General features: G+C 71.4%; 25 protein-coding genes. 9 read left to right on the top strand and 16 right to left on the bottom strand.

Going from position 1 to position 26,270, the window contains the following annotated elements; genetic code table 11:
* The first annotated feature begins 97 nt into the window (after positions 1-97).
* Positions 98-1,486, top strand: a complete 1,389-nt coding sequence (locus NAMU_RS13920; protein ID WP_015748043.1) for an MFS transporter — start codon at positions 98-100, stop codon at positions 1,484-1,486.
* Between the two features lie 14 nt (positions 1,487-1,500).
* Here NAMU_RS13920 and NAMU_RS13915 read toward each other — a convergent pair whose 3' ends face one another.
* Positions 1,501-3,366, bottom strand: a complete 1,866-nt coding sequence (locus NAMU_RS13915; RefSeq protein WP_015748042.1) for a Na+/H+ antiporter — start codon at positions 3,364-3,366, stop codon at positions 1,501-1,503.
* Positions 3,367-3,422: 56 nt separating this feature from the next.
* On the opposite strand from NAMU_RS13915, the gene NAMU_RS13910 reads away from it, so the two are divergent.
* Positions 3,423-3,989 carry a cysteine hydrolase family protein gene (locus tag NAMU_RS13910; protein WP_015748041.1) on the top strand — a complete coding sequence of 189 codons (567 nt, stop codon included), beginning with the start codon at positions 3,423-3,425 and terminating at the stop codon, positions 3,987-3,989.
* Positions 3,990-3,993: 4 nt separating this feature from the next.
* Here NAMU_RS13910 and NAMU_RS13905 read toward each other — a convergent pair whose 3' ends face one another.
* Positions 3,994-4,836 carry an inositol monophosphatase family protein gene (locus tag NAMU_RS13905; RefSeq protein ID WP_217180410.1) on the bottom strand — a complete coding sequence of 281 codons (843 nt, stop codon included), beginning with the start codon at positions 4,834-4,836 and terminating at the stop codon, positions 3,994-3,996.
* A gap of 95 nt (positions 4,837-4,931) precedes the next feature.
* Here NAMU_RS13905 and NAMU_RS13900 point away from each other — a divergent pair, with 95 nt between their 5' ends.
* From NAMU_RS13900 to NAMU_RS30495, 5 genes are read left to right on the top strand one after another with little or no spacing between them, the layout of a single operon-like run.
* Entirely contained in the window at positions 4,932-6,569 is a 1,638-nt protein-coding gene (locus NAMU_RS13900) for an alkaline phosphatase D family protein (RefSeq protein WP_041370654.1), read from the top strand.
* A gap of 27 nt (positions 6,570-6,596) precedes the next feature.
* Positions 6,597-7,772, top strand: a complete 1,176-nt coding sequence (locus tag NAMU_RS13895) for a hypothetical protein (RefSeq protein WP_015748038.1) — start codon at positions 6,597-6,599, stop codon at positions 7,770-7,772.
* Between the two features lie 11 nt (positions 7,773-7,783).
* The gene (locus tag NAMU_RS13890; RefSeq protein WP_015748037.1) at positions 7,784-8,059 is read left to right on the top strand and encodes a GlsB/YeaQ/YmgE family stress response membrane protein; all 276 of its coding nucleotides are present in this window, start codon (positions 7,784-7,786) and stop codon (positions 8,057-8,059) included.
* A 48-nt stretch (positions 8,060-8,107) separates the two neighbouring features.
* Positions 8,108-8,902 (top strand): thymidylate synthase, encoded by a 795-nt coding sequence (locus tag NAMU_RS13885; RefSeq protein WP_015748036.1) that lies wholly within the window; start codon positions 8,108-8,110, stop codon positions 8,900-8,902.
* Positions 8,899-9,849, top strand: coding sequence for an ACT domain-containing protein (locus tag NAMU_RS30495; protein ID WP_083785839.1), 951 nt, complete (start codon positions 8,899-8,901; stop codon positions 9,847-9,849). The genes NAMU_RS13885 and NAMU_RS30495 overlap by 4 nt, the downstream gene beginning before the upstream one ends.
* A gap of 30 nt (positions 9,850-9,879) precedes the next feature.
* On the opposite strand, the gene NAMU_RS31440 is transcribed toward NAMU_RS30495, so the two are convergent.
* From NAMU_RS31440 to rimO, 4 genes are all read right to left on the bottom strand, one after another.
* The gene (locus NAMU_RS31440; protein WP_015748034.1) at positions 9,880-10,287 is read right to left on the bottom strand and encodes a helix-turn-helix domain-containing protein; all 408 of its coding nucleotides are present in this window, start codon (positions 10,285-10,287) and stop codon (positions 9,880-9,882) included.
* A 158-nt stretch (positions 10,288-10,445) separates the two neighbouring features.
* Positions 10,446-10,991 carry a CinA family protein gene (locus NAMU_RS13870; protein ID WP_015748033.1) on the bottom strand — a complete coding sequence of 182 codons (546 nt, stop codon included), beginning with the start codon at positions 10,989-10,991 and terminating at the stop codon, positions 10,446-10,448.
* Positions 10,992-11,001: 10 nt separating this feature from the next.
* Positions 11,002-11,592: a CDP-diacylglycerol--glycerol-3-phosphate 3-phosphatidyltransferase gene (gene pgsA, locus NAMU_RS13865; RefSeq protein WP_015748032.1), complete on the bottom strand. Its 591-nt coding sequence runs from the start codon at positions 11,590-11,592 to the stop codon at positions 11,002-11,004.
* Positions 11,589-13,046 carry a 30S ribosomal protein S12 methylthiotransferase RimO gene (gene rimO, locus NAMU_RS13860; RefSeq protein ID WP_015748031.1) on the bottom strand — a complete coding sequence of 486 codons (1,458 nt, stop codon included), beginning with the start codon at positions 13,044-13,046 and terminating at the stop codon, positions 11,589-11,591. Before rimO ends, pgsA begins: the two co-directional genes overlap by 4 nt.
* Before the next feature lie 288 nt (positions 13,047-13,334).
* Here rimO and NAMU_RS13855 point away from each other — a divergent pair, with 288 nt between their 5' ends.
* Positions 13,335-13,856: an amino-acid N-acetyltransferase gene (locus NAMU_RS13855; RefSeq protein WP_015748030.1), complete on the top strand. Its 522-nt coding sequence runs from the start codon at positions 13,335-13,337 to the stop codon at positions 13,854-13,856.
* 15 nt (positions 13,857-13,871) lie between these two features.
* Here NAMU_RS13855 and NAMU_RS13850 read toward each other — a convergent pair whose 3' ends face one another.
* From NAMU_RS13850 to uvrC, 10 genes are all read right to left on the bottom strand, one after another.
* Positions 13,872-14,375, bottom strand: a complete 504-nt coding sequence (locus NAMU_RS13850; protein ID WP_015748029.1) for a hypothetical protein — start codon at positions 14,373-14,375, stop codon at positions 13,872-13,874.
* Between the two features lie 175 nt (positions 14,376-14,550).
* Entirely contained in the window at positions 14,551-14,898 is a 348-nt protein-coding gene (locus tag NAMU_RS13845) for an RNA polymerase-binding protein RbpA (RefSeq protein WP_015748028.1), read from the bottom strand.
* A 41-nt stretch (positions 14,899-14,939) separates the two neighbouring features.
* Positions 14,940-15,176 carry a preprotein translocase subunit SecG gene (secG, locus tag NAMU_RS13840; protein ID WP_015748027.1) on the bottom strand — a complete coding sequence of 79 codons (237 nt, stop codon included), beginning with the start codon at positions 15,174-15,176 and terminating at the stop codon, positions 14,940-14,942.
* Positions 15,177-15,225: 49 nt separating this feature from the next.
* Positions 15,226-16,011 carry a triose-phosphate isomerase gene (gene tpiA / locus NAMU_RS13835; RefSeq protein WP_015748026.1) on the bottom strand — a complete coding sequence of 262 codons (786 nt, stop codon included), beginning with the start codon at positions 16,009-16,011 and terminating at the stop codon, positions 15,226-15,228.
* A 6-nt stretch (positions 16,012-16,017) separates the two neighbouring features.
* Positions 16,018-17,214 carry a phosphoglycerate kinase gene (locus NAMU_RS13830; protein ID WP_015748025.1) on the bottom strand — a complete coding sequence of 399 codons (1,197 nt, stop codon included), beginning with the start codon at positions 17,212-17,214 and terminating at the stop codon, positions 16,018-16,020.
* A gap of 142 nt (positions 17,215-17,356) precedes the next feature.
* Complete coding sequence (gene gap / locus NAMU_RS13825; RefSeq protein WP_015748024.1) at positions 17,357-18,364, bottom strand: type I glyceraldehyde-3-phosphate dehydrogenase; 1,008 nt, start codon at positions 18,362-18,364, stop codon at positions 17,357-17,359.
* 269 nt (positions 18,365-18,633) lie between these two features.
* Positions 18,634-19,614 carry a DNA-binding protein WhiA gene (gene whiA / locus NAMU_RS13820; RefSeq protein WP_015748023.1) on the bottom strand — a complete coding sequence of 327 codons (981 nt, stop codon included), beginning with the start codon at positions 19,612-19,614 and terminating at the stop codon, positions 18,634-18,636.
* A 54-nt stretch (positions 19,615-19,668) separates the two neighbouring features.
* Positions 19,669-20,649: a gluconeogenesis factor YvcK family protein gene (locus tag NAMU_RS13815; RefSeq protein WP_015748022.1), complete on the bottom strand. Its 981-nt coding sequence runs from the start codon at positions 20,647-20,649 to the stop codon at positions 19,669-19,671.
* Complete coding sequence (gene rapZ / locus NAMU_RS13810; protein WP_015748021.1) at positions 20,649-21,557, bottom strand: RNase adapter RapZ; 909 nt, start codon at positions 21,555-21,557, stop codon at positions 20,649-20,651. The genes NAMU_RS13815 and rapZ overlap by 1 nt, the downstream gene beginning before the upstream one ends.
* Before the next feature lie 31 nt (positions 21,558-21,588).
* Complete coding sequence (uvrC, locus tag NAMU_RS13805; RefSeq protein WP_015748020.1) at positions 21,589-23,628, bottom strand: excinuclease ABC subunit UvrC; 2,040 nt, start codon at positions 23,626-23,628, stop codon at positions 21,589-21,591.
* A gap of 269 nt (positions 23,629-23,897) precedes the next feature.
* Here uvrC and glgX point away from each other — a divergent pair, with 269 nt between their 5' ends.
* Entirely contained in the window at positions 23,898-26,237 is a 2,340-nt protein-coding gene (gene glgX, locus NAMU_RS13800; protein WP_015748019.1) for a glycogen debranching protein GlgX, read from the top strand.
* Positions 26,238-26,270 lie beyond the last annotated feature (33 nt).

Here is a 26,270-nt window from a genome sequence, read left to right as displayed (position 1 = left end):
AGCATCGTGGACGCCCGTCGTCCCCGACGGGTTGCGCCCCGGCCGCGACCGCCCGCCGGCCGGCACCCGTGAGCACCACCGTCAGGAGTCGAAGATCATGACCGAGCGTCGAGCGCCGAACCGCGAACCGCGGCGGAAGCGGCTGTGGCGACCCCGGTCCGTGCCCCGGGCGCTGTCCCTGCCGCGGGCGCTGTCCCTGCCGCGGGCGCTGCGTCCGTTCGGCAACCCCCAGTACCGCTGGTTGACCACCGCCCTGGCCTGTTCGCTGTTCAGCGTCGGCATCTGGCTGGTGGCCTCGGTGTGGCAGGTCATCCAGCTCGGCGGCAGCGCCTCCGATCTGTCCCTGGTGGCCTTCGGATCGAGTCTGGGACTGACCCTGTCGGTGCTGATCGGCGGCGTGGTCGCCGACCGGGTGCCGCAACGCAAGATCCTGCTGGTGGTGGAGGCGGTCCGCGGGGTCTGCTTCGCCCTGGCCGGGGTGCTGGCGCTGACCGGCGCGATCCAGATCTGGCATCTGGCCGTCCTCGGTCTGGTCCTGGGACTGGCCGACGGGTTCTTCTACCCGGCGTACTCGGCCTGGTTGCCGGCGATCGTCGACGCCGACCAGTTGCTGGCCGCCAACGGGATCGAGGGCATGCTGCGGCCCGCGGTGATGCAGGGCCTGGGCCCGGCCGCCGCCGGCGTGATCATCGCGGTGTGGTCGCCTGGCGCCGCGTTCGCCGCGGTCGCGATCCTGCAGATCGGGACGGCGGCCGCGCTGTGGACCATGCGGACCACCGCGGTGCGCCGCGAGCTGGATCCGGATGTGCACCCGTTGCGCAGCGCGCTGATCGACGTGCGGGACGGCTTCTCGTACATGGTGCGCACGCGCTGGCTGCTGACCACCCTGCTGTTCGCCACCCTGTTGGTGCTGATGGTGGTCGGACCGGTCGAGGTGCTGTTGCCTTTCGCGGTCAAGGACCAGACGGGCGGGGGTCCGGGCGCGTTCGCGGTGGCGCTGGCCGCGTTCGGCATCGGCGGGGCGGCCGGGTCGCTGGCCGCGGCCAGCATCCGGATGCCCCGGCGTTACCTGACCCTGATGATCCTGGGGTGGGGCTTCGGCTCGCTGCCGTTGGTGGTCGTCGGCCTGACCAGCTCGCTGGCGGTGATGGTGGTGGCGTTGTTCGTCACCGGGTTCGTCTTCTCCGCCGCCCAGGTGCTCTGGGGCACCCTGCTGCAACGGCGGGTGCCGCCGGCCCTGCTCGGCCGGGTCTCCAGCCTGGACTTCTTCGTCTCGCTCGCGCTGATGCCGATCTCGATGGCGCTGGCCGGGCCGGTCGGCGATCTGGTCGGGATCGGGCCGACCTTCCTGGTCGCCGGCCTGGTGCCGGGGCTGCTCGCGGTGGGCACCCTGCTCATCGCCAAGCTCGGCCCGGACGAGCTGGCCCACCCGCTGGACGCCCTGCCGGAGGCCGCCGAACCGCCGGTGCCGATCCCCGACCAGTGATCGGCCGGCGGTGATCAGCCCAGGAGTTCGTGCACGTAGCACCAGCGCCAGGCCTCGCCCGGTTCGAAGCTGCGCATCACCGGGTGGCCCGACTGGTGGAAGTGCCGCTCGGCGTGCCGGCCGACCGAGGAGTCGCAGCAGCCGACGGCGCCGCAGGTCAGGCACAGCCGCAGGTGCACCCACCGGGTGCCCTCGCGCAGGCAGTCCCCGCACGCGTCGGGGGTCTGCGGGGTGGCGTCGGCCGGGGCGTTGTCCAGGTCGACGCACGTGCTCGCGGTGCGCTCCGGGGTCACCAGGGTGGTCTCGGAGGACGGCGCGGCCCGCGCCTCCCGCCGGTCGATCATCGACTCCTCGACGTCCAGGTCGTCCATCACCTCGGCCAGCACCTCGGAGTCGAACTCGCCGGTGGTGCGGATGCGCAGCACCTCGGCCCGTTCGGCGGCGAGCATGGCCGTGCGCAACCGCCGGTACAGCTCGCTGGGGGTCTCGTCGGCCTCGACGCTGCCCAGCCGCTCCCAGGAGGCGTTCAGGCGCGATTCGCCGCGGGCCCGCAGGATCCGGATGACCTCCTCGTCGTCGTCCGGGGTGATGATCCGGTCGAGTTCGCGGCGGCCCGCCTCGACCGCGGCCCGCAGCACCGTGGCCTCGCTCAGCGCGTCCTCCCGTTCGTCGGGTCCGCGGATCCGCAACCGGCGGGCCAGCCAGGGCAGGGACAGCCCCTGGATGAGCAGCGTGCCGGCGGTCACCACGAACGCGCCGAGCACCAGCACCTGCACGTTGGGCACGGTGTCGGGGATGACGAACACGGCGGCCAGGGTGACCACCCCGCGCATCCCGGCCCACGACACGACCGCGGTGGTCCGCCAGGAGAAGTCCGGGCTGTCCGAGCGGCGGGGCCGGATCAGCAGCAGTCCGATCGGGAACACCCACAGCGGCCGGGCCAGGATGACGGCGGCCAGCACGCCGGCGCAGAACAGCGTGATCGTCCAGCCGGACAGCGACGAGCCGCCGATGCCCTCCACGATCCGTCGCACCTGCAGGCCGATCAGCAGGAACACCGTGTTCTCCAGCAGGAACTGGATGGTGTCCCAGTTGATCCGCTCGTTCATCCGGGACGTGGCGTCCTGGATGATCGGCGCCTTGTGGCCGAGCACCAGGCCGGCGGTGACCACCGAGATCACGCCGGAGGCGTGCGCCTCCTCGGCCGGCAGGTAGGCCAGGAACGGGGCCATCAACGAGACCGTGGTGTCGATCAACGGGTCCTTGATCTTGCGCCGGATCAGGGCCAGGACCAGCGCGACCAGCACCCCGATCGCCGCTCCCCCGGCCGCCGCCCACAGGAAGTCCAGGCTGATGCTCCACACGCTGACCGTCGCGCCGATGGCCACGATCGCGGTGCGCAGGGCGACCAACGCGGTCGCGTCGTTGAGCAGCGACTCGCCCTCCAGCACGGTCACCACGCGCCGGGGCAACCCGATCCGGCGGGCGATCGCGGTGGCCGCCACCGCGTCCGGGGGGGCAACGACGGCACCGAAGGCGAAGGCGGCGGCCAGCGGGATCGGGATCAGCAACCAGGCCACGAACCCGACGATGACCGTGGTCGCGATGACCAGGCCAACCGCCAGCCAGGCGATCGCCTGCCGGTTCGCCCGTATGTCCACCAGCGAGGTGCGGATCGAGGCCGCGTACAGCAGCGGGGGCAACAACCCGACCAGTACCAGTTCGGGACTGAGCTCGATCGGTTCGAGGAACGGCAGGAACGAGGCGCCGATGCCGATCACCACCAACAGCAGTGGCGCGGGCACGCCCACGCGGTTGGCGATGACGCTGGCTGCGGTCACCGCCGCGATCAACCCGAGAATCAACAGCGCGGTGTCCACCCGCCGATGGTCGCACCTTCGGGGTCACTGTCGGACCACGGTCCTATCGTGCGGGTATGACGACACTGACCGATCGCCCCCACACCGCTCTGCTGGTCATCGACGTCCAGAACGGCGTCGTCGACGGCAGCCCCCGCCGCGACGAGGTGGTGGCCAACATCAACCGGCTGCTGGACAAGGCCCGCCGCGAGCAGGTGCCCGTCGTGTGGGTCCAGCACGCCAGCGAGGAACTCACCCCCGGCAGCCCGGCCTGGGAGTACGTGCCCGAACTGGTCCGGGCCGAGGGCGAGCCGCTGGTGCACAAACGGCACGGCGATTCCTTCGAGGCCACGCCGCTGGAGGAGATTCTGGCCGGCCTGGGCGTGGGTCGGGTGGTGGTGACCGGCGCGCAGACCGACGCCTGTGTCCGGTCCACCCTGCACGGAGCCTTCGTCCGCGGGTACGACACCACGCTGGTCGGCGACGCCCACACCACCGAGGACCTGACCGCCTACGGTGCTCCGCCGCCCGAGTCGGTCATCGCCCACACCAACCTGTACTGGTCGTTCCAGACGGCGCCGGGCCGCACCGCCGGCACCGTGCCGACCGAGCAGGTCAGCTTCGAGCAGCCGCCCGCGATGTGACGGGTCAGCCCAGGCCGAGCACCGCCGCCTTGGCCTGGGCCAGGGCGGTGGGCGGCCCGGCCACGTGCCAGCGGTGGCCGCCGTACTCGAAGATGTCGGTGACCCCGCCGACGCCCAGGACCAGGGCCGACCCGGGCAGCCAGTCCCACAGCGGCGGGTCGGCGTGCAGCCAGACGCCGAGCCGGCCGGCCGCCACCGCGGCGAGTTCGATGGATCCGGAGCCGATGATCCGCACCGAGGCGGCGCCGGCGATCGCCCGGACCAGCCCGTCGCGCAGCCGGGGGTCCAGCAGCCGGGGCGGGTGCAGGTAGGTGGTGATCGCGATCTCGTGCAGCTCCCGATCGGCCAGCGCCGGCAGCGGCACCCCGTTGAGCGAGGGCGGCAGGTGCGGCCCGCCGAGCCACAGCTCGTCGGTCGTGGCCTGGTAGATGGCCCCCAGGACGGTGGCCCCGGCGCCCTCCGGGCCGTCGGTCAGGGCCAGGGCCGAGCACCAGGCGGGCAGACCGGAGACGAAGTTGTAGGTGCCGTCGACCGGGTCGATCACCCAGGTGCGCCGACCCGGCGCCGCCGCGCCCTCCTCGCCGAGCACGCCGTCGTCGGGCCGGATGCCGGTCAGCCGGTCGACGATCAGCGCCTCGGCGGCCTTGTCCGCGTCCGAGACGACGTCGCTGATGCTGGTCTTCTCCTCGACCAGCAGTCCGGACGAGCGCATCCGGGCGGCCAACCGGCCGGCGGTGCGGACCAGGGCCGCGGCGATCTCGGCGTCCGGCGATGCGGCGCGCAGGTCCGGCAGCTCGTTCTCGGTCGGGGAAAGTTCGGTCGGGTATGCAGGGGTGGAAGGGGACACGTGCTTCACCGTAGCCAGTCGCGGTGAACGGGGGGTGGCCGTTGCGCTCGAACGGACCCTGCACATCAGCGGGTGTGGGCTGGTACACATGCCGGGTGACCCGACTGCTGCTCGGCCCGTTGCTGCGACACGTCGGGCCGACCGACGCGACGATCTGGGTGGAGACCGACCAGCCCGCCCAGGTCCGGATCCTGGACGCCGTCGAGCAGACCTGGACGGTGGCCGGGCACCACTACGCGCTGGTCCAGATCACCGGGTTGACCCCGGGAACCACCACGGCCTACGAGGTCGAGCTCGACGGCGACCGGGTCTGGCCGCCGGCGCGGACCGACCGGGACCGCCCGGCGTCGGTGATCCGCACCGTCGACGAGTCCCGCCCGGTGACGATCGCGTTCGGCTCCTGCCGGTACGCCAGTTCCGCGGCCGTGCGCGACCCGCGCTACGACGCCGACGCCCTGGCCGGGTTGTCCCGGCGGCTGATCGAGCAGGACCCCCAGCAGTGGCCGCAGGCGCTGATCCTGCTCGGCGATCAGGTCTACGCCGACGAGACCACCAGCGGCACCCAGGACAAGATCCGGCAACGCCGCGACATCACCACCGGCGCCAAGGAACAGGTCGCCGACTTCGAGGAATACACCTGGCTCTATCACGAGTCGTGGACCGACCCGGATGTGCGCTGGCTGCTGTCCACCGTCCCGTCATCGATGATCTTCGACGACCACGACGTGCGAGACGACTGGAACACCTCCCAGTCCTGGCGGCAGGACATGGCCGCGCAGCCCTGGTGGCACGAACGCATCGTCGGCGCCCTGTCCTCCTACTGGGTGTATCAGCACCTGGGCAACCTGGGCCCCCGCGAACTGGCCGACAACGAGCTGTACCAACGGGTGCGCACCGGCGGCGGGGACGCCGAACCGCTGCTGCGGGCCTTCGCCGAGGCCGCCGACGCCGAGGCCGACGGGGCCAAGGGGGCCCGCTGGTCCTACCGCCGCGACTTCGGCCCGGTCCGGCTGCTGGTCATCGACTCGCGGTGCGGACGGGTGCTGGACGGCCGCCGGGGCATGGTCGGCGAACGCGAGATGGATTGGATCACCGAGCAGGTCGACGGCGACTACCGGCACCTGCTGATCGGCACCTCGCTGCCCTGGCTGATGGCTCCCGCCCTGCACGACATCGAGGCGTGGAACGAGGTCCTGTGCGCCGGCCGGCGCGGCCGGCTGCTCGCCGCCGCCTCGGAGAAGCTGCGCCGGGCGGCCGACCTGGAGCACTGGGCCTCGTTCGGGGCCTCTTTCGAGAAGCTGGCCGCGCTGATCGGGGCGGTCGGTCGCGGCGAGCACGCCGGCGGCGGGACGGCCCCGGACACCGTGTGCGTGCTGTCCGGGGATGTGCACCACGCCTACATCGCCTCCGCCACCCTGCCCGGCGGCACCCGCTCGGCGGTGTACCAGCTGACCTGCTCGCCGCTGCACAACCGGGTCCCGCCGGCGATGAAGCTGGCCTTCCGGGCCGGCTGGAGCTCGGTCGCCGAACGGTCGGTGCGCACGCTGATCGGCACCATCGCGCGGATCCCGCGTCCGCCCGTGCGCTGGCACCGGCTGGCCGGCCCGTTGTTCGGCAACGACGTGATGTCCTTGACCCTGGACGGGTCGCGGGCGAGCATCCGGCTCGATCAGGCCGGTCCGGACGGCGAGCAGCCGAGCCTGCGGGAGATCGTCCGGATGCGACTGGCGTAGCCGGCCGGGTGGCGTGAGGGGCTGGACATGGGCTGGTTCGGGGGGCAGCGCCGATCGGACGGATCCGAGGACGGCCTGTATCGGGGCGACGCGCCGGTCTACCAGCCGGGCGCCGGCGACGACGCGCCCCGGGCCTACCAGGCCGGCCGACCGGCTCCCGCCTGGCCGGCCGACCCGGCCCCGGCGTCGGCTCCCCCGTCCCGGCCGGCGTTCGCGCCGATCCCGCCGGGCACCGGGGTGGCCTCGCCCGCCCGGCGCCGGGGCCCGGGCGCCGGCTGCGGGCTGGTCGCCCTGATCGTCATCCTGGTCACCGTCGGAGCGATCGTGGTGGGCGTGCTGGCGGTGGTCGGGGCGGTGCGGTCGTCGATCCCGGGCCGCGATGCGCCGGCCACCCAGGTCGGTGCCGTCGACGTCCCGGTGACCGTCCAGGTCGACGACGCCCAGCTGCGGGTGTCGGTGTCCGGGGTCCAGTCCCAGCCCGGCAGCGGCTGGGATCATCCCGACGACGCCCCCACCCTGCTGGTGGCGATGACGATCCAGCGGGTCGATGACGGATCGAGCTCCGTGCACGTGCCGTTCTTCGACTGGTCGTTCGTCCCGGCCGACGGCGCCGCGCCGGCCGACGTGGACATCATCAGCGGGTTCGAGCCGGACCTGACCAGCGTGAGCCTGACCGCCGGCCAGTCGGTCGGCGGTTACCTGGCGTTCGACACCGCGGCCACCACCGGGCAGCTGCGGCTGGCCGGCAACCGGTACGGCGACCCGCCGTTGGCCACGTGGGCGCTGACCGCGGTGCCGGCGGTGGCCGTCACCGGCGCGGCCGGCGAGCCGGTTACCGCGCAGATCGGGCGACCGGCGTTCACCGTCACCCTCACCGGGGTCGGCTGGGTCGATCAGGCCCAGGCCGGCGCGTCCCGGCCGCCGGCCAGCGGCACCTTCCTGGCCGCCGACTTCACCATCACCGGCACCGGCACCGACACCAGCCAGTGGGTCCAGGACAGCTCGTTCGTCTTCGTGCCGGCCGGCGGCGACCCGATCGGGGTGCCACCACCGAATGTCGTGTCCTCGGCCGCCTCGTTCGCATCGGTGTCGGCGGGCAGCAGCGCCCCCGTGCGCGCGTTCTTCGACGCGGCGCCCGGACCGGGCGCAGTGGAGCTACGGGACTCGGCCGGGCGCACCATGATCAGCTGGCCCATCGCGTAACGTGTGGCCCCGTGCTCATCATCGCGATCATCCTGGTGGGGATGCTGGCCGGCGCCGCGGCGCAGCTGGTGTTCCGCAGCCGCAAACGGCCGATCGACTGGACCGCGGCGATCGTCGTCGGCCTGATCGGGTCGTTCGTCGGCGGCCTGATCTTCAGCCTCATCGCCGGTGACGGCCTGCAGATCCGCCCCTCCGGGCTGATCGGGTCGATCATCGGGGCCATCGTGGTCGCCGGCGTCTACAAGTTGGCCACCGGCCGCGCCCCCGGGGACAAGCCGCGCCGCTGACGGTGCGCGATGGGCGTGTCCGGCCGGACCGGCCGATAGGCTTGCGTCATGCAGCAGTATCTGGACCTGATGGACCGCATCCTGACCACCGGCGCCGTCAAGTCCGACCGAACCGGGACCGGCACCCGCAGCATCTTCGGACATCAGATGCGCTTCGACCTGTCGGCCGGCTTTCCGTTGGTCACCACCAAGAAGGTGCACACGCGCTCGGTGATCGTCGAGCTGCTGTGGTTCCTGCAGGGTTCGACCAACGTGCACTGGCTGCAGGAACGCGGCGTCACGATCTGGGACGAATGGGCCGACGCCGACGGTGAACTCGGACCCGTCTACGGCCATCAGTGGCGGTCCTGGCCGGCCCCGGACGGGCGGCACATCGACCAGATCGCCGGTCTGGTTCGTTCGTTGCGCAGCAACCCGGACTCGCGGCGGCACATCGTCTCGGCCTGGAACGTGGCCGAGGTGGACCAGATGGCTCTGCCGCCCTGCCACACGATGTTCCAGTTCTACGTCGCCGACGGTGCGTTGTCCTGCCAGCTCTACCAGCGTTCGGCCGACGTGTTCCTGGGTGTGCCGTTCAACATCGCCTCCTACGCGTTGCTGACCGGCATGATGGCCCAGGTCGTCGGCCTGCGGCCGGGCGAGTTCATCCACACGTTGGGCGATGCCCACCTGTACGCCAATCACCTGGATCAGGCCCGGCTGCAGCTCACCCGCGCCCCGCGGCCGCTGCCCGAACTTGAACTCAAGCCGGACGTCACCGAGATCGACGCGTTCACCGTGGACGACATCGTGATCCGGAACTACGACCCGCATCCGGCGATCAAGGCCCCCATCGCGGTGTGAACGCCACCATGATCGACGCCACCATGATCGACGCCACCATGATCGACGCCACCATGATCGACGCCACCATGATCGACGCAGCGCCGACGGTGGTGCTGGTTGCGGCGGTGGCCCGTAACGGGGTCATCGGGGCGGCCGGCACGATGCCCTGGCACATCCCGGCCGACCTCAAACGGTTCAAGCGGCTGACCATGGGTCATCCGATGGTGATGGGCCGCAAGACCTTCGAGTCCATGGGCCTGCTGCCCGGCCGGCGCAGCATCGTGATCACCCGGGACCCGCACTGGCGGGCCCCCGGCGCCGAGGTCGCCGACTCGCTGGACCGCGCGATCGCGCTGGGCGCGCAGACCGACCCGGTGGTGATGGTGGTCGGCGGCGGCGAGATCTACGCCCAGGCCCTGCCGCGGGCCGACCGGCTGGAGATCACCCATCTGGACCTCTCGGCGCCCGGCGACACGGTCTTCCCGGCCATCGATCCAGCGCTCTGGGCGGTCACCGACCGGGAGGAGGCCGACGGGTACGCCTTCGTCACCTACCGGCGACGCCGACCGGTCACCGATCTTGACGAGCTGCTGCGATCGCTGCAGCCCGAGTTGCGCGACGGCGAGTTCGTCTACTGCTCGGTGCCCGGCGACCGGGTGCCCGACGGGCTGGCGCCGGTGGCCACGGTGCGGGAGGACGAGGGTCTGACCCTGGTACTGGCGGCCGAGCAGGCGGCCGACGCCGGCCTGGCCGGCACCTTCCGGTGCCGGCAGATCACCCTGCGGGTGCACTCCGCGCTGGACGCGGTCGGGCTGACCGCCGCGGTCGCGACGGCATTGGCCACCGATGGGATCGCGGCCAACGTGATCGCCGGCCGGCACCACGACCACGTGTTCGTGCCCGCCGACGACGCGCTGCGGGCCGTGTCGGCCCTGCAGGCGCTGGTGCACACCCGAACGGGCTGACCGCGGCCCGGGTTGGGTTCGGGCGGGCGCTCAGGCGACCGGCGCGCCCGGGCGGGTGCCGTCGTACGGCACCACGATCCGGAATTCGGGCTCGATCCGGGTGTCCTTCATGGACTCCTTGATCGACCCGTCGATCCGGCGCTCCCGGTTCGAGGAACCCATGCCGGCCTTGATCGAGTTCGTCACCACGGCCCGCTTGTCGGCCACGCTGACAGTTCGCATCGTCCGGCTCACCGAATCGAGGAAATCCGACAGCTCCAGATCCAGGGCGTCGCAGATGGAGGCGAGCAGCTCACTGGAGGCTTCCTTGCGTCCTCGCTCGACCTCCGAGAGATAGCCGAGTGAGACGTTTGCGGCGGTCGACACGTCGCGCAACGTCCGGTTCTGCCGGTTCCGGGCGTCACGCAGGGTCTCCCCCACGGCGTCACGCAGGAGCATGTCGCACCTCCTCTCTGCGGTCGGTTGCTACGGTACCGCGCTGAAGATCTGGGCCGCCGGGTTGGTGAGGACCACGGCAATCCGCGCCCGCGCGCTTGCTCTCACCACCACAACGTCGATCCTGGTCACGATGTTCCACGAAGTCCATCACCGCCGGGTTACGAAACCGTTGCGCGGCCGTGCGCCGCGTCCGCGAGCAGGTCCAGGGCCGCGCGAACGGCTCGGGCCCGGATGGCGGCCCGGCTCCGTCCGGCGTCGTCCGGATCGGCGGTCCGCCGGGCCATGGCCGGCCCCGGGCCGCTGATCGCCACGTACCAGGTCCCCACCGGCACCCCGTCCTGCGGATCGGGTCCGGCGACGCCGGTGAGGCCGACGCCGATGTCGGCGCCGCAGCGGGCGCGGGCACCGGCGGCCAGGGCCGCGGCCACGTCCGGGTCGACCGGTCCCCGCTCGGCCAGCAACTGCGGGTCCACCCCGGCCAGGGTCGATTTGAGGTCGGTGGCGTACACCACGAGGCCCCCGCGGACGACCGCGCTGGAGCCGGGCACCTCGGTCAGGCAGGCGGCGAGCAGGCCGCCGGTGAGCGACTCCGCGGTGGCCACGGTCAGACCGCGGTCGGTCAGCGCGCCGATCAGCCGGGTCAATGCGGCCCCGGGGACGCCGAGCAGGTCGGCCAGGGTGGGCCCGGCGGGGGTGGAGGGCACCGCGGCTCGATCAGGCCTGGCCGGCCGGCCGGTGGGCCCGCGAGTACAGCAGCGCGGCCCGCACCACGTAGTCGACGCCGGTGACCACGGTCAGCACCACGGCCAGGCCCATGGCGCCCTCGGCGACCCACTCCAGCGCGGCCGGCAGCGGCAGGATGTACAGGCCGATGGCGATGATCTGCACGAACGTCTTGGCCTTGCCGCCGGGGCTGGCCGCGATGACCCCGTAACGGATCACCGCCAGTCGCAGCAGCGTGATGCCGATCTCCCGGACCAGGATCAACACGGTGATCCACCAGGCCAGATCGCCCAGCATGGACAGGCCGATCAGGGCGGAGCCGGTCAGGGCCTTGTCCGCGATGGGATCGGCGATCTTGCCGAAGTCGGTCACCTGCCCGCGTTTGCGGGCGATGTGGCCGTCGTAGCGGTCGGTGATGGCGGCCAACGCGAACACCGCCCAGGCAATCCACCGCCAGGTGGTGTCGTGGCCGCCTTCGGCGAACAACGCCAGCAGGAAGACCGGGACCAGGATGAGCCGCAGGACGGTCAGCGCGTTGGGCAGGTTGACCAGCGAGACCGGCGGGGGCGGCCGATCGGTCATCGCGGCGCGACCCGGAGCGCCGGCTCCGCCGGATCCGCGGCCGGCTCCACCGTGGCGACCAGGTCGATCCCGTCGCTGTCGGTCACCGTGCAGCGGACGAGTTCGCCGGGCCGCAGCACCCGGTCGGCGATCAACCGGACCTCGCCGTCGACGTCGGGGGCCTGATGGTCGCCGCGACCGACGGCCATCCCGTCGCCGTCCGGGTCACCGGCCGCTCGATCGACCATCACCAGCAGCTGCGAGCCGATGCGGTCCTCGGCCCGCTGCGCGCTGAGCTCCTCGACCAGTTCGGTGATCCGCTCGACCCGCTCGGCGATGACGTCCTCGTCATGCTTGCCGGCCAGCCCGAGCGCCTCGGTGCCGTCCTCGTCGGAGTAGCCGAACACACCGACCGCATCCAGGCGGGCCCCGACCAGGAACCGCTCCAGCTCGGCCAGGTCCTCCTCGGTCTCCCCCGGGAACCCGACGATCACGTTGGACCGGATCCCGGCGTCCGGGGCCGCGACCCGGATCTGCTCGACCAGCTGCAGGAAGGAGTCGGTCGAGCCGTACCGGCGCATCCGGCGCAGCACCGCCGGCGAGGAGTGTTGAAACGACATGTCGAAGTAGTCGGCCACGGCCGGGATCTCGGCGATGGCCTGGATCAGCCAGGGTCGGGTCTCGGCCGGCTGCAGGTAGGACAGCCGCACCCGGGTCAGCCCGGGCACCTGGGCCAGGCCGGCCAGCAGGTCGGCCAGTTGCCGATCGCCGGGCAGATCCTTGCCGTAGGACGTGGTGTTCTCGCTGACCAGCACGACCTCCCGCACGCCCTGATCGACCAGCCAGGCCGCCTCCTGCAGGATCTCGGCCGGCGGCCGGGACACGAACGCGCCCCGGAACGAGGGGATGGCGCAGAACGTGCAGCGCCGGTCGCAGCCCGAGGCGATCTTGAGCGGGGCCACCGGCCCCTCGTCGAGCAGCGTGCGCGGCACGACCGGACCGGCGGCGTGACCGGGCACGCTGACCCCGGACACCGCACCCGCCCGGGCCACCGGGCTGATCGGCAGCAGGGTCCGCCGGTCCACCGGGGTGTGCGCCGCGGGTCGGTGCCCGTCGAGCACGTCGCCGAGCAACGAGCCCAGCCGCGGGTAGGCGTCGAAGCCGAGCACCGCGTCCGCCTCGGGCAGCGCCTGGGCCAGCTCGGCGCCGTACCGCTCGGCCATGCACCCGACCGCGACGACCTTCGCGCCGGTGTCGGCCGCCGCGAGCACGGCGTCGATCGAGTCCTTCTTGGCCGCGTCGACGAACGCGCAGGTGTTGACCACGATCACGTCGGCCGGTTCGGCCTCGTCGGTCACCAACTGGTAGCCGTCGGCCTGCAGCCGGCCGGCCAGCTCGGAGGAATCCACGTCGTTGCGGGCACAGCCCAGGGTCACCAGACCGACGCGGGTGGCTGCCGTGGAACCTGTGGACACCGGCTCACCTTAGTCGCTCACCGACCGCTCGCCGGTCACGCGACGGACCTGGCCTCGCGGGCTCGGCCGACGGTGGCCGGATGGTGGCCTCGCGGGCTCGGCCGACGCTGTCCGGATGGTGGCCTCGCCAGCTCGGCCAACGCTGTCCGGATGGTGGCCTCGTCAGCTCGGCCAACGCTGTCCGGATGGTGGCCTCGCCAGCTCGGCCAACTAGGGTGATGCGTCGTGACTGCCGATCACCGCCCGCCTCCGGGGCTCGGGCCGAGCGCCGACGCGGACGGCCACCCGGTGGGCCCGGTCGCCGGGTCGGCAACCGGATCGGTGACCGTGCAGCGGGCCCGGGTCGGCGACGTCCGGGAGATCAAACGGCTGGTCGATGCCTACGCCGGGCCGATCCTGCTGGAGAAGACGCTGGCCAACCTGTACGAGGACGTCACCGAGTTCTGGGTGGCCCGGCTGGGCGAGACGGTGGTCGGCTGCGGTGCGCTGCACGTGTTCTGGGAGGACCTGGGCGAGATCCGCACCGTGGCCACCGACCCGCGGGCCCGGCGCCGCGGCGTCGGCCGGCTGGTCTGCGAGGAGATCATCGCGCACGCGGTGGAACTGGGCCTGCACCGGCTGTTCGTGCTGACCTTCGAGGTGCCGTTCTTCCGGTCGCTGGGCTTCGAGACCATCCACGAGCTGGACCTGTCCCCGCAGGCGCACGCCGAGCTGCGCTCGTCCTACGACCGCGGGGTGGCCGAGTTCCTGGACCTGCCCTACGTCAAGCCGAACACCCTGGGCAACACCCGGATGCTCAAGCACCTGTAGCGCGCCCGCGCAGGCTCAGGCGCAGCCGGCTTCGGTGATCTCGGCCTCGTACTTCTGCTCATCCGGCAGCTTGCTGGAGCCGACCACGACGGTGGCGATCTCCTGCGGGGCCAGCGCCGTCCCGGTGGTCTGCTCCACCGTGGCCGCGGCGTCGTTGCTGCCCTCCGGGAAGATCGTGAGCTTGAGCGCGACGCCATTTGGACAGCCGGCCGGCGCGGTCACCTTGACCCCCCAGCACCGGTTGAACTCGGCGTCGCAGTCGAACGCGTCGTGGTTGGTCTCGAACGCGCTGTAGACGCCGTTGCCATTGTCGAAGAAGTCCGCCGGCGGATAGTCCGAGCTGCCGGCCCCGGCGGTGACGGTGGTGGTGACCGTCTCCTCGGTGGTGCTGCGCACCGTCTTGACCACGGTGGTGGTGGCGGTGACCGTGGACGGTGCGGCCGCGACGGTGGTGCTGCCGCTGCCGGCCGACCCGCACCCCACCACCAGCACCGCACCGGCCAGGACTGCGCCGGACATCGCGAACATTCGCCTGATCGAGATCACTGGTCCACCCCCGCAGGACGTGCGCCGCCCGACGCGGCGATCAGCGAATCATCGCTCAGCTGATTCACATCAACAACGGGTGATCGGTGCTTTGACCTGTTCGGGTCACCGGACACCACGATCGAGTGATCGAATGCCCGGCAACCCGTCAGCTGCGCGGGGTCCGCTTGTCCTCGATCCGGGCCAGGGCCTCGGCGAGCAGGGCCTCGCCGTCCTCGTCGCTGCGCCGCTCCTTGACGTAGGCCAGGTGCGATTTGTACGGCTCGACCTTGGTGGCCGGCGGCGGAGCCGCTCGATCCCGACCGGCGGGCGACCCGCAGCGCGGGCAGTCCCACAGGTCGGGGATCTCGGCGTCCATCGCGAACGCCAACGCCGTGGCGTGCCCGTTCGCGCAGTAGAACTCGAAGCGTTGCCGGGGCGCGGACTCCCCGCGATCAGATTCGCCCATCCGGCCCGCGCCGACCCGGGACCCCCGGATCGGATTGCCAGCTGCCATGCCAACCGCCTCGTCTTGGACTGTGGCCGATACCGCTGGAGTCAGGCACCGACCTTGAGCAGCAACCCGACGCCGACGATGGAGATCGCCCAGACGGCCGCGACGAACAGGGTCAGCCGGTCCAGGTTCTTCTCCACCACCGACGATCCAGACAGGGACGACTGCATCGTCCCGCCGAACAGCGACGACAGCCCGCCACCCTTGCCGCGGTGCAACAGGATCAACGCCATCAGCGTGAGGCTGGTGATGACGAGCAGGATCTGCAGGAAGAGAATCATGACTGCCTTGCGTGCGGGGTCAGGGGTCCGCCGAGTCTAACCCGCCGGGTCAGGGCAGGACCCCGACCGCGTTCGCGGCCAGCGTGGCGAATTCGGTCCCGTCCAGCGACGCGCCGCCGACCAGGGCACCGTCCACGTCGGTCTGCGCGCAGATCTCCGCGACGTTGCCGGACTTGACCGATCCGCCGTACAGGATGCGGATCTTGTCCGCGGTCTCCTGCCCGTACTTGCCGGCCAGCGCGACCCGCAGCGCGGCACAGACCTCCTGGGCGTCGGCCGGGGTGGCCACCCGGCCGGTGCCGATGGCCCACACCGGCTCGTAGGCCAGCACGAGGGATTCGGCCTGCTCAGGGGTGACGTCGGCAATCCCGGCCAGCAGCTGGTTGACCGAGTACGCGACCTGGTTGCCGGCTTCCCGGATCTCCAGGCCCTCGCCGACGCACAACATCGGGATCAGCCCGTGCTTGTAGGCGGCGTTGACCTTCTTGGCCAGTTGCTCGTCGGTCTCGTGGTGGTACTCACGCCGCTCCGAGTGCCCGACCAGCACATAGGTGCAGCCGAGCTTGGACAGCTGGATGCCGGAGATCTCGCCGGTGTAGGCGCCCGAGTCGTGCGCCGAGACGTCCTGGGCGCCGTACTTGAAGTCGATCTTGTCGGCCTCGATCAGGGTCTGCACCGAGCGCAGCGCGGTGAACGGCGGGAAGACCGCCACCTCGACGTGCTTGAGGTACTTCTCCGGCAGGGTGAACGAGATCTTCTGGACCAGGGCGATGCCCTCCAGATGAGTCAGGTTCATCTTCCAGTTGCCGGCGATGAGCGGGGTACGGGTAGCCATGTGTGTTCAGTCCTCCAGGACGGCGATACCGGGCAGTTCCTTGCCCTCGAGATACTCCAACGAGGCGCCACCGCCGGTGGAGATGTGGGTGAATCCGGCCTCGTCCACGCAGAGCGTGCGGACCGCGGCGGCCGAGTCGCCGCCACCGACCACGGAGAAGGACGGCGAGGCGGCGATGGCCTCGGCCACGGCCTTGGTGCCGGCGGCGAACGGCGCGAGCTCGAACACGCCCATCGGGCCGTTCCAGAAGACGGTGGCCGCGCCGGAGACGACCTCGGCGAAGTTGGCGGCACTGGACGGGCCGATGTCCAGGCCCATCCAGCCGTCCTCGATGCCGTCGACGCCGACGGTCTTGACCGCCGCGTCCGCGGAGAAGGCGTCGGCCACGACCACGTCGGTGGGCAGCACGATCTTGTCGCCGGCGTGGGCCAGCAGGTCCTTGCAGGTCTGGATCTGGTCCTCCTGCAGCAGCGAGCTGCCGACCCCGAAGCCCTGCGCGGCCAGGAAGGTGAAGGCCATGCCGCCGCCGATCAGCAGCTTGTCCACCTGGGGCAGCAGGGCGGTGATGACGCCGAGCTTGTCCGACACCTTGGACCCGCCCAGGATCACCGCGTACGGGCGGTCGGGGTCCACGGTCAGCTTCTTGAGCACGGCCGTCTCGGTGGAGACCAGGTAACCGGCGTAGTGCGGCAGCCGCTGCGCGATCTCGTAGACCGAGGCCTGCTTGCGGTGCACGACGCCGAAGCCATCGGAGACGAACGCGGCGTCCGAGCCGACCACGGCGACCAGGTCATCGGCCAGCGCACCGCGCTCGGCGGCGTCCTTGCTGGTCTCGCGGGCGTCGAAGCGCACGTTCTCCAGGATGGCGACCTGGCCGTTGCCCAGGGCGGCGACGGTCTCGGCGGCCGACGGGCCGACGAAGTCCTTGGCCAGCGGGATGTCGGTCTCCAGCAGCTCGGCCATCCGGGCCGCGGCCGGGGCCAGGGAGTACTTCGGCTCGGGTGCGCCCTTGGGCCGGCCCAGGTGCGCGGTCACCACCACCTTCGCCCCGCCGGCGATCAGCGCCCGCACGGTGGGCAGGCAGGCGCGGATGCGGCCGTCGTCGGTGATGACGTCGCCGTCCAGGGGCACGTTCAGGTCGGCGCGGACGAGCACGGTCCGGCCGGCGACGCCGGTGGCCAGCAGGTCATCGAGGGTGTGCACGCGAAACTCCTAAGACTGTTCGGGATGTCGCTGGTGAGTCCACAGCTGTTGAGTCCGGGGTCGGGCCGGCGGGCGGCCCGCAGACAGCACGCGGGTGCCGCCCGGCCGGTCGAGCCGGACGGACAGCACCCGCGGAAAGGTCCTACAGCTTGCTGGCGACGATCGAGGTGAAGTCGACCAGACGGTTCGAGTAGCCCCACTCGTTGTCGTACCAACCGACGATCTTGAAGAAGTTGCCGCCCAGGGCGATGGTCAGCGGCGAATCGAAGGTGCACGAGGCCGGCGAACCCTGGATGTCGCTGGAGACGATCGGGTCCTCGGAGTAGAACAGCCGGCCGGCCAGCGGGCCGTCCGCGGCCGCCGCCTTGAACGCGGCGTTGACCTCGTCGACGGTGGTGCTCTTGTCCAGCTCGACGGTCAGGTCGGTGACCGAGCCGGTGGGCACCGGGACGCGCAGCGCATACCCGTGCAGCTTGCCCTTGAGCTCCGGCAGCACCAGGGCGGTGGCCTTGGCGGCACCGGTGGTGGTCGGGATGATGTTGATGGCCGCGGCCCGCGCCCGGCGCAGGTCCGAGTGCGGGAAGTCCAGGATGACCTGGTCGTTGGTGTACGCGTGGATCGTGGTCATCAGACCCTGGACGAGACCGAAGTTCTCGTGCAGCACCTTGGCCATCGGCGCCACGCAGTTGGTGGTGCAGGAGGCGTTGGACAGGATCGTCTGCGAGCCGTCGTACTTGTCATCGTTCACGCCGACGACGACGGTCAGGTCCTCGCCGCTGGCCGGCGCGGAGATGATGACCTTCTTGGCGCCCGCATCGATGTGCTTGCGCGCGGCCTCGGCCTTGGTGAAGAAACCGGTCGACTCGATGACGATGTCGACGCCCAGGTCGCCCCAGGGCAGAGCGCCCGGGTCGCGCTCGGACAGGGCCTTGATGTCCTTGCCGTCGACCGACAGCACACCGTCGCCGGCCTTCACCTCGTACGGCAGCTTGCCCAGGATCGAGTCGTACTTCAACAGGTGGGCGAGCGTCTTGGTGTCGGTCAGGTCGTTGATGGCAACGATCTCGACATCCGTATCCAGCGAGTCCACCGCTCGCCAGAAGTTGCGGCCGATGCGGCCGAATCCATTCACACCTACGCGCACAGTCACGTTCTGTCCGCCCTCCTCTATGGGGTTCCCCCAGCAGGGTCGCGCTGACCCCGGCGGGATCGATCAAGAGACGTCGCCCACGTCTTTGCGGGTGTCTCGGACTCACTGTATCGGGATGGCAACGGCCCGGCATGTCGGCTCCCGCGTTGGCGCCGAATTGGGGTCTTTCGGCCCCCCGTGACCGGGTCGCGCGGCCCGGTCGAGGCCGCCCGGGCGGCTGGACGCAGGCCCGTGACCTGCGATGAATGGGTTTAGCTGGGCCGCCGCGATCAGGAGTCGAGCATGTCTGCGGTGACGGCGGACTCGGTGTCGGGAATGCCCAGTTCGGCGGCCCGACGATCGGCCATGGTCAGCAAACGCCGGATCCGGCCGGCCACGGCGTCCTTGGTCATCGGCGGGTCGGCCAGCTGACCGAGCTCCTCCAACGAGGCCTGACCGTGCGCGATCCGCAGCCGTCCGGCCTGGCTCAGATGATCGGGGGCGTCCTCGCCGAGGATCTCCAGGGCCCGCTCGACCCGGGCCGAGGCGGCCACCGCGGCCCGTGCCGACCGGCGCAGGTTGGCGTCGTCGAAGTTGGCCAGCCGGTTCGCGGTGGCCCGGACCTCCCGGCGCATCCGCCGCTCCTCCCAGGCCATCATCGAGGAGTGCGCGCCCAGCCGGGTCAGCAGCGCGGCGATCGCGTCGCCGTCCCGGACCAGTACCCGGTCGGCGCCCCGCACCTCGCGCGCCTTGGCCCCGATGCCCATCCGCCGGGCCGCGCCGACCAGGGCGAGGGCGGCCTCGGGGCCGGGGCAGGTGATCTCCAGGGACGCGCTGCGGCCCGGTTCGGTCAGCGAGCCGTGGGCCAGGAACGCGCCGCGCCAGGCCGCCTCCGCATCGCCCACCGAGCCGGCCACGATCTGCGGCGGCAGCCCGCGCACCGGCCGTCCCCGCTGGTCGATCAGACCGGTCTGCCGGGCCAGCGAGTCGCCGCCGCCGACCACCCGGACCACGTAGCGGGTGCTCTTGCGGATTCCGGAGGCGGCCAGCACCTGCACCTCGGCGGCATGCCCGTACAGCTCGGCGATCTCCTTGCGCAGCCGCCGGGCGACCGCGCCGGTGTCCAGTTCGGCCTCGACGATCACCCGGCCGGCCACGATATGCAGACCCCCGGCGAAGCGCAGCAGCGCCGACACCTCCGACTTACGGGCGGAGACCTTGCTGACCACCACCCGGCTCAGTTCATCCTTGACCGAGGCCGTCATCGCCATACGGGCCGCTCCCTGTCGTCATTCACGTTCGTTCCCCCACTGCCGCCGGTCCGGTCACCGGTGCCGCCCACTCCGGGACGCCCGGCCCAGCACGGTGGCCAGGGACGTGGCCAGTGCGGCCGGATGGTGCCGGGCGGTGCCCGCAATCGCAATATCGTGCAGATCCAGCTGCGCACCCAACCGCTGCGCGGCCGAGGCCAGACGCTGCGGCAGCTCGACCCGGGCGCGGTCCGCCAGCACCGAATCGATCCGGAGCTCGGGGGCGTGGTCAGAGAGTACTTCCAGGTGCTGCTCCGGCGAGAATCCTTCGGTCTCCCCCATTTGCGCGGCCAGGTTCAGCACCACCAACCGGTGCGCGCGGCTGCCGATGATGGCGGCGGCCAGGTCGGGCAGCATCAGGTGCGGCAGCACGCTGGTGAACCACGAGCCGGGCCCCAGGGTGAGCAGGTCGGCCTCCTGGATCGCCTTGAGTGCCTCCGGGCAGGCCGCCGCATCGACCGGGTCCAGCGCCACCGACCGGACCTGACCGACGGTGCTGGCCACCGCGACCTGACCCCGGATCCGGCGGATCGCCATCGGATCCTCGTCCAGGCCGGCCACGTCGGCGACGATGTCCAGCGGCTGGGCCGACATCGGCAGCACCCGGCCGCGCACGCCCATGATCGCGCCGGCCGCGTCCAGCGCGGCCACCGGATCGCCGAGGACCTGGCTCAGGCCGACCAGCACCAGGTTGCCGACCGGATGTCCGGCCAGCGCGCCGTCGCCGCGGAACCGGTGCTGGAAGGTCGAGCTCCACAGGGTGCCGGTGGCGTCCGGTTCGGCCAGGGCGGTCAGCGCCATCCGCAGATCCCCGGGCGGCACGATGCCCGGGACCTCGCGGCGCAGCCGGCCCGACGAGCCGCCGTCGTCGGCGACGGTCACCACCGCGGTGATCTCCACCGGCAGCTGGACCAGCGCCGAGAGCATCACGTGCAGGCCGTGGCCGCCCCCCAGGGCGACCACCTTCGGCCGGTCCGCACGGCCGGGCCCGGCCATCACTCCCGACCCAGGTCGCGGTGCACGACCTGCACGGTGAGGGTGTCGGCGTTCAGGCGGCGCTTGAGTTCCTCGGCCACCGCGACGCTGCGGTGCTTGCCGCCGGTGCAGCCCACCGCCAGGGTCAGGTAGCGCTTGCCCTCCCGCCGGTAGCCGCCGCTGATCAGGTCGATCAGCTCGACGTAGCGGTCCAGGAACTCGGTCGCACCCTCCTGGGAGAGCACGTAGTCCGAAACCTCCTGCTCCAGGCCGGTGTGATCGCGCAACTCGGGGATCCAGTGCGGGTTGGGCAGAAAGCGCATGTCGATGACCAGGTCGGCGTCCAGCGGCAGGCCGTACTTGAAGCCGAAGGAGACCACCGTCATCGACGCCTTGCGTTCCGGCGAGGAATGGCCGAACGCTCGCTCCACCTCGGCCCGCAGCTGGTGCACCGACAGCTCGGAGGTGTCGACGACGACGTCGGCCTCCTGCCGCAGCGGTTCCAGCACGGCCCGCTCGGCGGCGACCCCGTCGGCCAGCCGGCCGCTGCCCTGCAGTGGATGCTTGCGCCGGTTGGCCTCGTACCGGCGGATCAGGGCGGCGTCCCCGGCCTCCAGGAACAACACCCGCGGCCGGTAGCCCTTGGCGTCCAGGTCCTTGATCACCGCGGCCAGGTCCTCGGTGAACGCACGCGAGCGCACGTCCAGCACGATGGCGATCCGGGTGACGTCGCCGCTGGTCCGCGAACCCAGATCGACCATCGTGCTGATCAGCTCGGGCGGCAGGTTGTCGACTACGAACCAGCCCATGTCCTCCAGGCACTTGGCCGCGGTCGAGCGGCCGGCCCCGGACAGGCCCGAGACGATCGCGACCTGGATGACCGGCTCGTCCTTGCCGCTGCCCGTCGTGGCCGCGTCGGTGCTGCTCATGTCCGGGACCCCCCTTCTGCCCGTCCCTGCGTCACGAACTGATCACGGTATCGGTTCCGGCGCCACCGGAACCGGCGAGGGCGGCGACGACCGCCTCCGCGGTGCGCCGGCCCACCCCGGGCACCTGCAGGATCTGCTCGACGTCGGCCCGGCGCAGCGCGGCGACCGACCCGAAATGTCGCACGAGCGCCTTGCGGCGCACCTCACCCAGTCCGGGGACATTGTCCAGCGCGGACACCGTCATCGACTTGGAGCGCTTGGCCCGGTGGTAGGTGATGGCGAACCGGTGGGCCTCGTCGCGCAGCCGTTGCAGCAGGTAGAGGGCCTCGCTGGTGCGCGGGAAGATGACCGGGTCGGCCTGGAACGGCAACCAGACCTCCTCCAGCCGCTTGGCCAGGCCGCAGACGGTGATGTCCACGATGCCCAGCTCGGACAGCACGGTGGCGGCCGCATTGACCTGCGGCGCACCGCCGTCCACCACCAGCAGCTGCGGCGGGTAGGCGAACCGGCGGACTCGGCCGGTGGTCGGGTCGATCCCGGCCGGCACCCCGGAGCCGGCCGGTGTCGGGGTCGGGGTCGGGGCCGGGGTCGAGTCGGCCTCGGCCCGCTCCCCCGCCTCGGCCCTGGCCTGGTGGGTGAACCGGCGCCGGACCACCTCGGCGATCGAGGCGACGTCGTCGCCGGGCTTGTCCCGGATGGCGAAGCGGCGGTAGTCGCTGCGCTTGGCCAGCCCGTCCTCGAACACGACCAGGGAGGCGACCACGTCGGTGCCCTGCACGTGCGAGATGTCGATGCACTCGATGCGCAGCGGGGCCACGTCCATGCCCAGGGTCTCGCCGAGCTCGGACAGAGCGGCCGAGCGGGCGGTCAGGTCGCCGGCCCGCTTGAGCCGGTGCCGGGTCAGCGCCTCCTGGGCATTGCGGGCCACGGTCTCGGCCAGCGCCCGCTTGTCCCCGCGTTGGGCCACCCGTAGCGACACCCGCGAGCCCCGCAATGCGGAAAGCCAGTCGACCATCTCGTCGTGGGTGCCGGCGTCCTGGCTGGGCAGCACCGGCACCAGGATCTCCCGCGGCACCGACGAGGTCGGCCCGCCGGCATCGCCGTCCGCGGCCAGGTCGCCGTAGAACTGCAGCAGGAAGTTCTCCACCAGCAAGGGCAGACCGTCCCGGTCGTTGCCGTCGGCGTCCACGTCGGCGTCGACGTCGACGATCCAGCCGCGTTCGCCGCGGACCCGGCCGTCGCGGACGTGGAACAGCTGCACGCTGGCCAGCAGTTCGTCGGCCGCGATGCCGATCACGTCGGCGTCGGTGCCGTCGCCGAAGACCACTGCCTGCTTCTCCACCGCCCGACGCACCGCGGACAGATCGTCGCGCAGCCGGGCCGCCCGCTCGAAGTCCAGATCGGCGGCCGCGGCCGTCATCTGCTTCTCCAGCCGGCGGATCAGCGGGTCGGCCTTGCCGGCCATGAAGTCGCAGAAGCCCTCGACGATCTCCCGGTGCTCCTGCGCGCTGACCCGGCCGACGCACGGCGCCGAGCACTTGCCGATGTAGCCGAGCAGGCAGGGCCGGCCGATCTGCGCCGACCGGCGGAACACCCCGGCCGAGCAGGTCCGGGCCGGGAACACCCGCAGCAGCAGGTCCAGGGTCTCCCGGATGGCCCAGGCGTGGGCGTACGGCCCGAAGTAGCGCACCCCCTTGCGGTGGGCACCGCGCATCACCTGCAGCCGCGGGTACTCCTCGCCGACCGTCACGGCCAGGAACGGGTAGGACTTGTCGTCGCGGTAGCGGACGTTGAACCGCGGGTCGAACTCCTTGATCCAGTTGTATTCCAGCTGCAGCGCCTCGACCTCGGTGGACACCACGGTCCACTCCACGCTGCCGGCGCTGGTCACCATCTGCCGGGTCCGCGGGTGCAGCGCGGCGATGTCGGCGAAGTACGAGTTCAACCGCTGGCGCAGGCTCTTGGCCTTGCCGACGTAGATCACGCGGCCCTTGGGGTCGCGGAACTTGTACACGCCGGGCGACTCCGGAATCGTGCCGGGGGCGGGGCGATAGACGGCTGGATCCGGCACATCGGCGAGGGTAATCGAACCCGCCGACAGTCCGTCGGGGTCGGCGTCGGGGCCGGCGTCCGGGCGGCTGCCGCGGGCCCGCGCGAGGCCGAAGTCGGCGGGTACCCCGGGGGCGGGGCGGCCAATCGGAGACGATCCTGACAGTCGTCCGACACGGCTTCCGGCGGCCGTCCCGGCTAGGGTTACCGGTCGTGGGACGCCGTCCGCGGCGCCCGCCCAGCCGGTCAACGGTGACGGACATCTGAACAAAGTTGCAGGTAGGAGCACCGATGGAGATTTGGCCGGGACGACCCTATCCACTGGGTGCGACCTTCGACGGAACCGGGACGAACTTCGCGATCTTCAGTGAGGCCGCAACCGAGGTCGAGCTGTGCCTGATCGGCGAGCGCGGCGGCGAGACCCGGATCAAGATGCCCGAGGTGGACGGATACGTCTGGCATTGCTACCTGCCGACGGTCCAGCCCGGGCAGCGCTACGGCTACCGGGTGCACGGCCCGTACGAGCCGCATCACGGCAGCCGGTGCAACCCCAACAAGCTGCTGCTGGACCCCTACGCCAAGGCCGTGTCCGGCGCGATCGACTGGGATCCGGCCCTGTTCAGCTACAACATGGGCGAGCCGGACAGCCGCAACGACGCCGATTCCGGGCCGCACATGATGCACGGCGTCGTCATCAACCCGTTCTTCGACTGGACCGGCGACCGGCTGCTGAAGATCCCCTACGCCGACAGCATCATCTACGAGGCGCACGTCAAGGGCCTGACCGCCATGCACCCCGAGGTGCCGGCCAGCCAGCGCGGCACCTACGCGGGCGTGGCCCATCCGGCCGTCATCGACCACCTGACCCGGCTCGGCGTGACCGCCATCGAGCTCATGCCGGTGCACCAGTTCGTCAACGACAGCACCCTGATGGACAAGGGACTGTCGAACTACTGGGGTTACAACACGATCGGCTTCTTCGCCCCGCAGAACACCTACAGCGCGTTCGGCGAACGCGGCCAGCAGGTGCAGGAGTTCAAGGCGATGGTCAAGTCGCTGCACTCCGCGGGCATCGAGGTCATCCTCGACGTCGTCTACAACCACACCGCCGAGGGCAACCACCTGGGTCCGACCCTGTCGTTCAAGGGCATCGACAACGGGGCCTACTACCGGCTGGTCGAGGACGACAAGCAGTACTACATGGACTACACCGGCACCGGGAACTCGCTCAACGTGCGGCACCCGCACTCGCTGCAGCTGATCATGGACTCGCTGCGCTACTGGGTGACCGAGATGCACGTCGACGGTTTCCGTTTCGACCTGGCCGCGACCCTGGCCCGCGAGTTCTACGACGTCGACCGGCTGTCCACGTTCTTCGAACTCGTGCAGCAGGACCCGGTGGTCTCGCAGGTCAAGCTGATCGCCGAGCCGTGGGACATCGGCCCCGGCGGTTACCAGGTCGGCAACTTCCCGCCGCAGTGGACCGAGTGGAACGGCAAGTACCGGGACACGGTTCGCGACTTCTGGCGCGGGGAGCCGGCCACCCTGGGCGAATTCGCCTCCCGGCTCACCGGATCGGCCGACCTGTACGAGTACTCGGGACGGCGCCCGGTCGCCTCCATCAACTTCGTCGTTGCCCACGACGGCTTCACGCTGCGGGACCTGGTGTCCTACAACGAGAAGCACAACGAGGCCAATGGCGAGGACAACAACGACGGCGAGTCGCACAACCGGTCCTGGAACTGCGGCGTCGAGGGCCCCACCGACGACGAGCACGTGCTCGCCCTGCGGGCCCGCCAGCAGCGCAACTTCATCGCCACCCTGCTGCTCTCGCAGGGGGTGCCGATGATCGCGCACGGCGACGAACTCGGCCGCACCCAGCTGGGCAACAACAACACCTACTGCCAGGATTCGGAACTGACCTGGATCCACTGGCTGGAGTCGGACGAGGCGCTGATCGAGTTCACCGCGTCGGTGGCCCGGCTGCGCCGCCAGCACCCGACGTTCCGGCGGCGCCGCTTCTTCGACGGTCGCCCGGTCGGGCATGCGGCCGGCGAGCCGCTGCCGGACATCGTGTGGATCACGCCCGGCGGCGCGCTGATGAAGCCCGAGGACTGGGACGCCGGCTTCGGCCGGTCGGTCGGGATGTTCCTCAACGGCAACGGCATCCGCGGCACCGACACCCGCGGGCAGCGGGTCGTCGACGACTCGTTCCTGCTGCTGTTCAACGCCCACGACGAGGGCATGGACTGGGTGCTGCCGCCGGAGGAGTTCGCGCCGGCCTGGCGGCTGGTGGTCGACACCTCCGGCGTGCCCGAGCATCTGGACGCGATTCCGGGCGGCGGGTCGGTGCCGGTGGCCAGCAAGGGCCTGGTCGTGCTGCAGGCCCTGGCCGGGGCCGAGGAGCCGGCCACCCTCGGGCAGGCGGCGGCGGCCGTGCCGACCATCGCGCCGGTTCCGGTGGCGATGCGGTCGGAGGCCCTGACCGGTAGCGAGTCCGCCACCGGTCCGGCCGAATCCCGCACCACCGAGCAGGTCTCGGAGACGCCGGAGCCCGAGACGGCACCGGCGCCGGCGGTCGAGCCGCCGGCGCCGCGCCCTTCCCGCAGCCCGCGCAAGAAGAAGTCGTAAGCGAGGGAGTCGTCATGAGCCAGGTCTGCGCAG

The organism is Nakamurella multipartita DSM 44233 (assembly GCF_000024365.1).
GTDB classification, from domain to species: Bacteria; Actinomycetota; Actinomycetes; order Mycobacteriales; family Nakamurellaceae; genus Nakamurella; species Nakamurella multipartita.
This window is presented reverse-complemented; position numbering and strand designations above follow the sequence as displayed.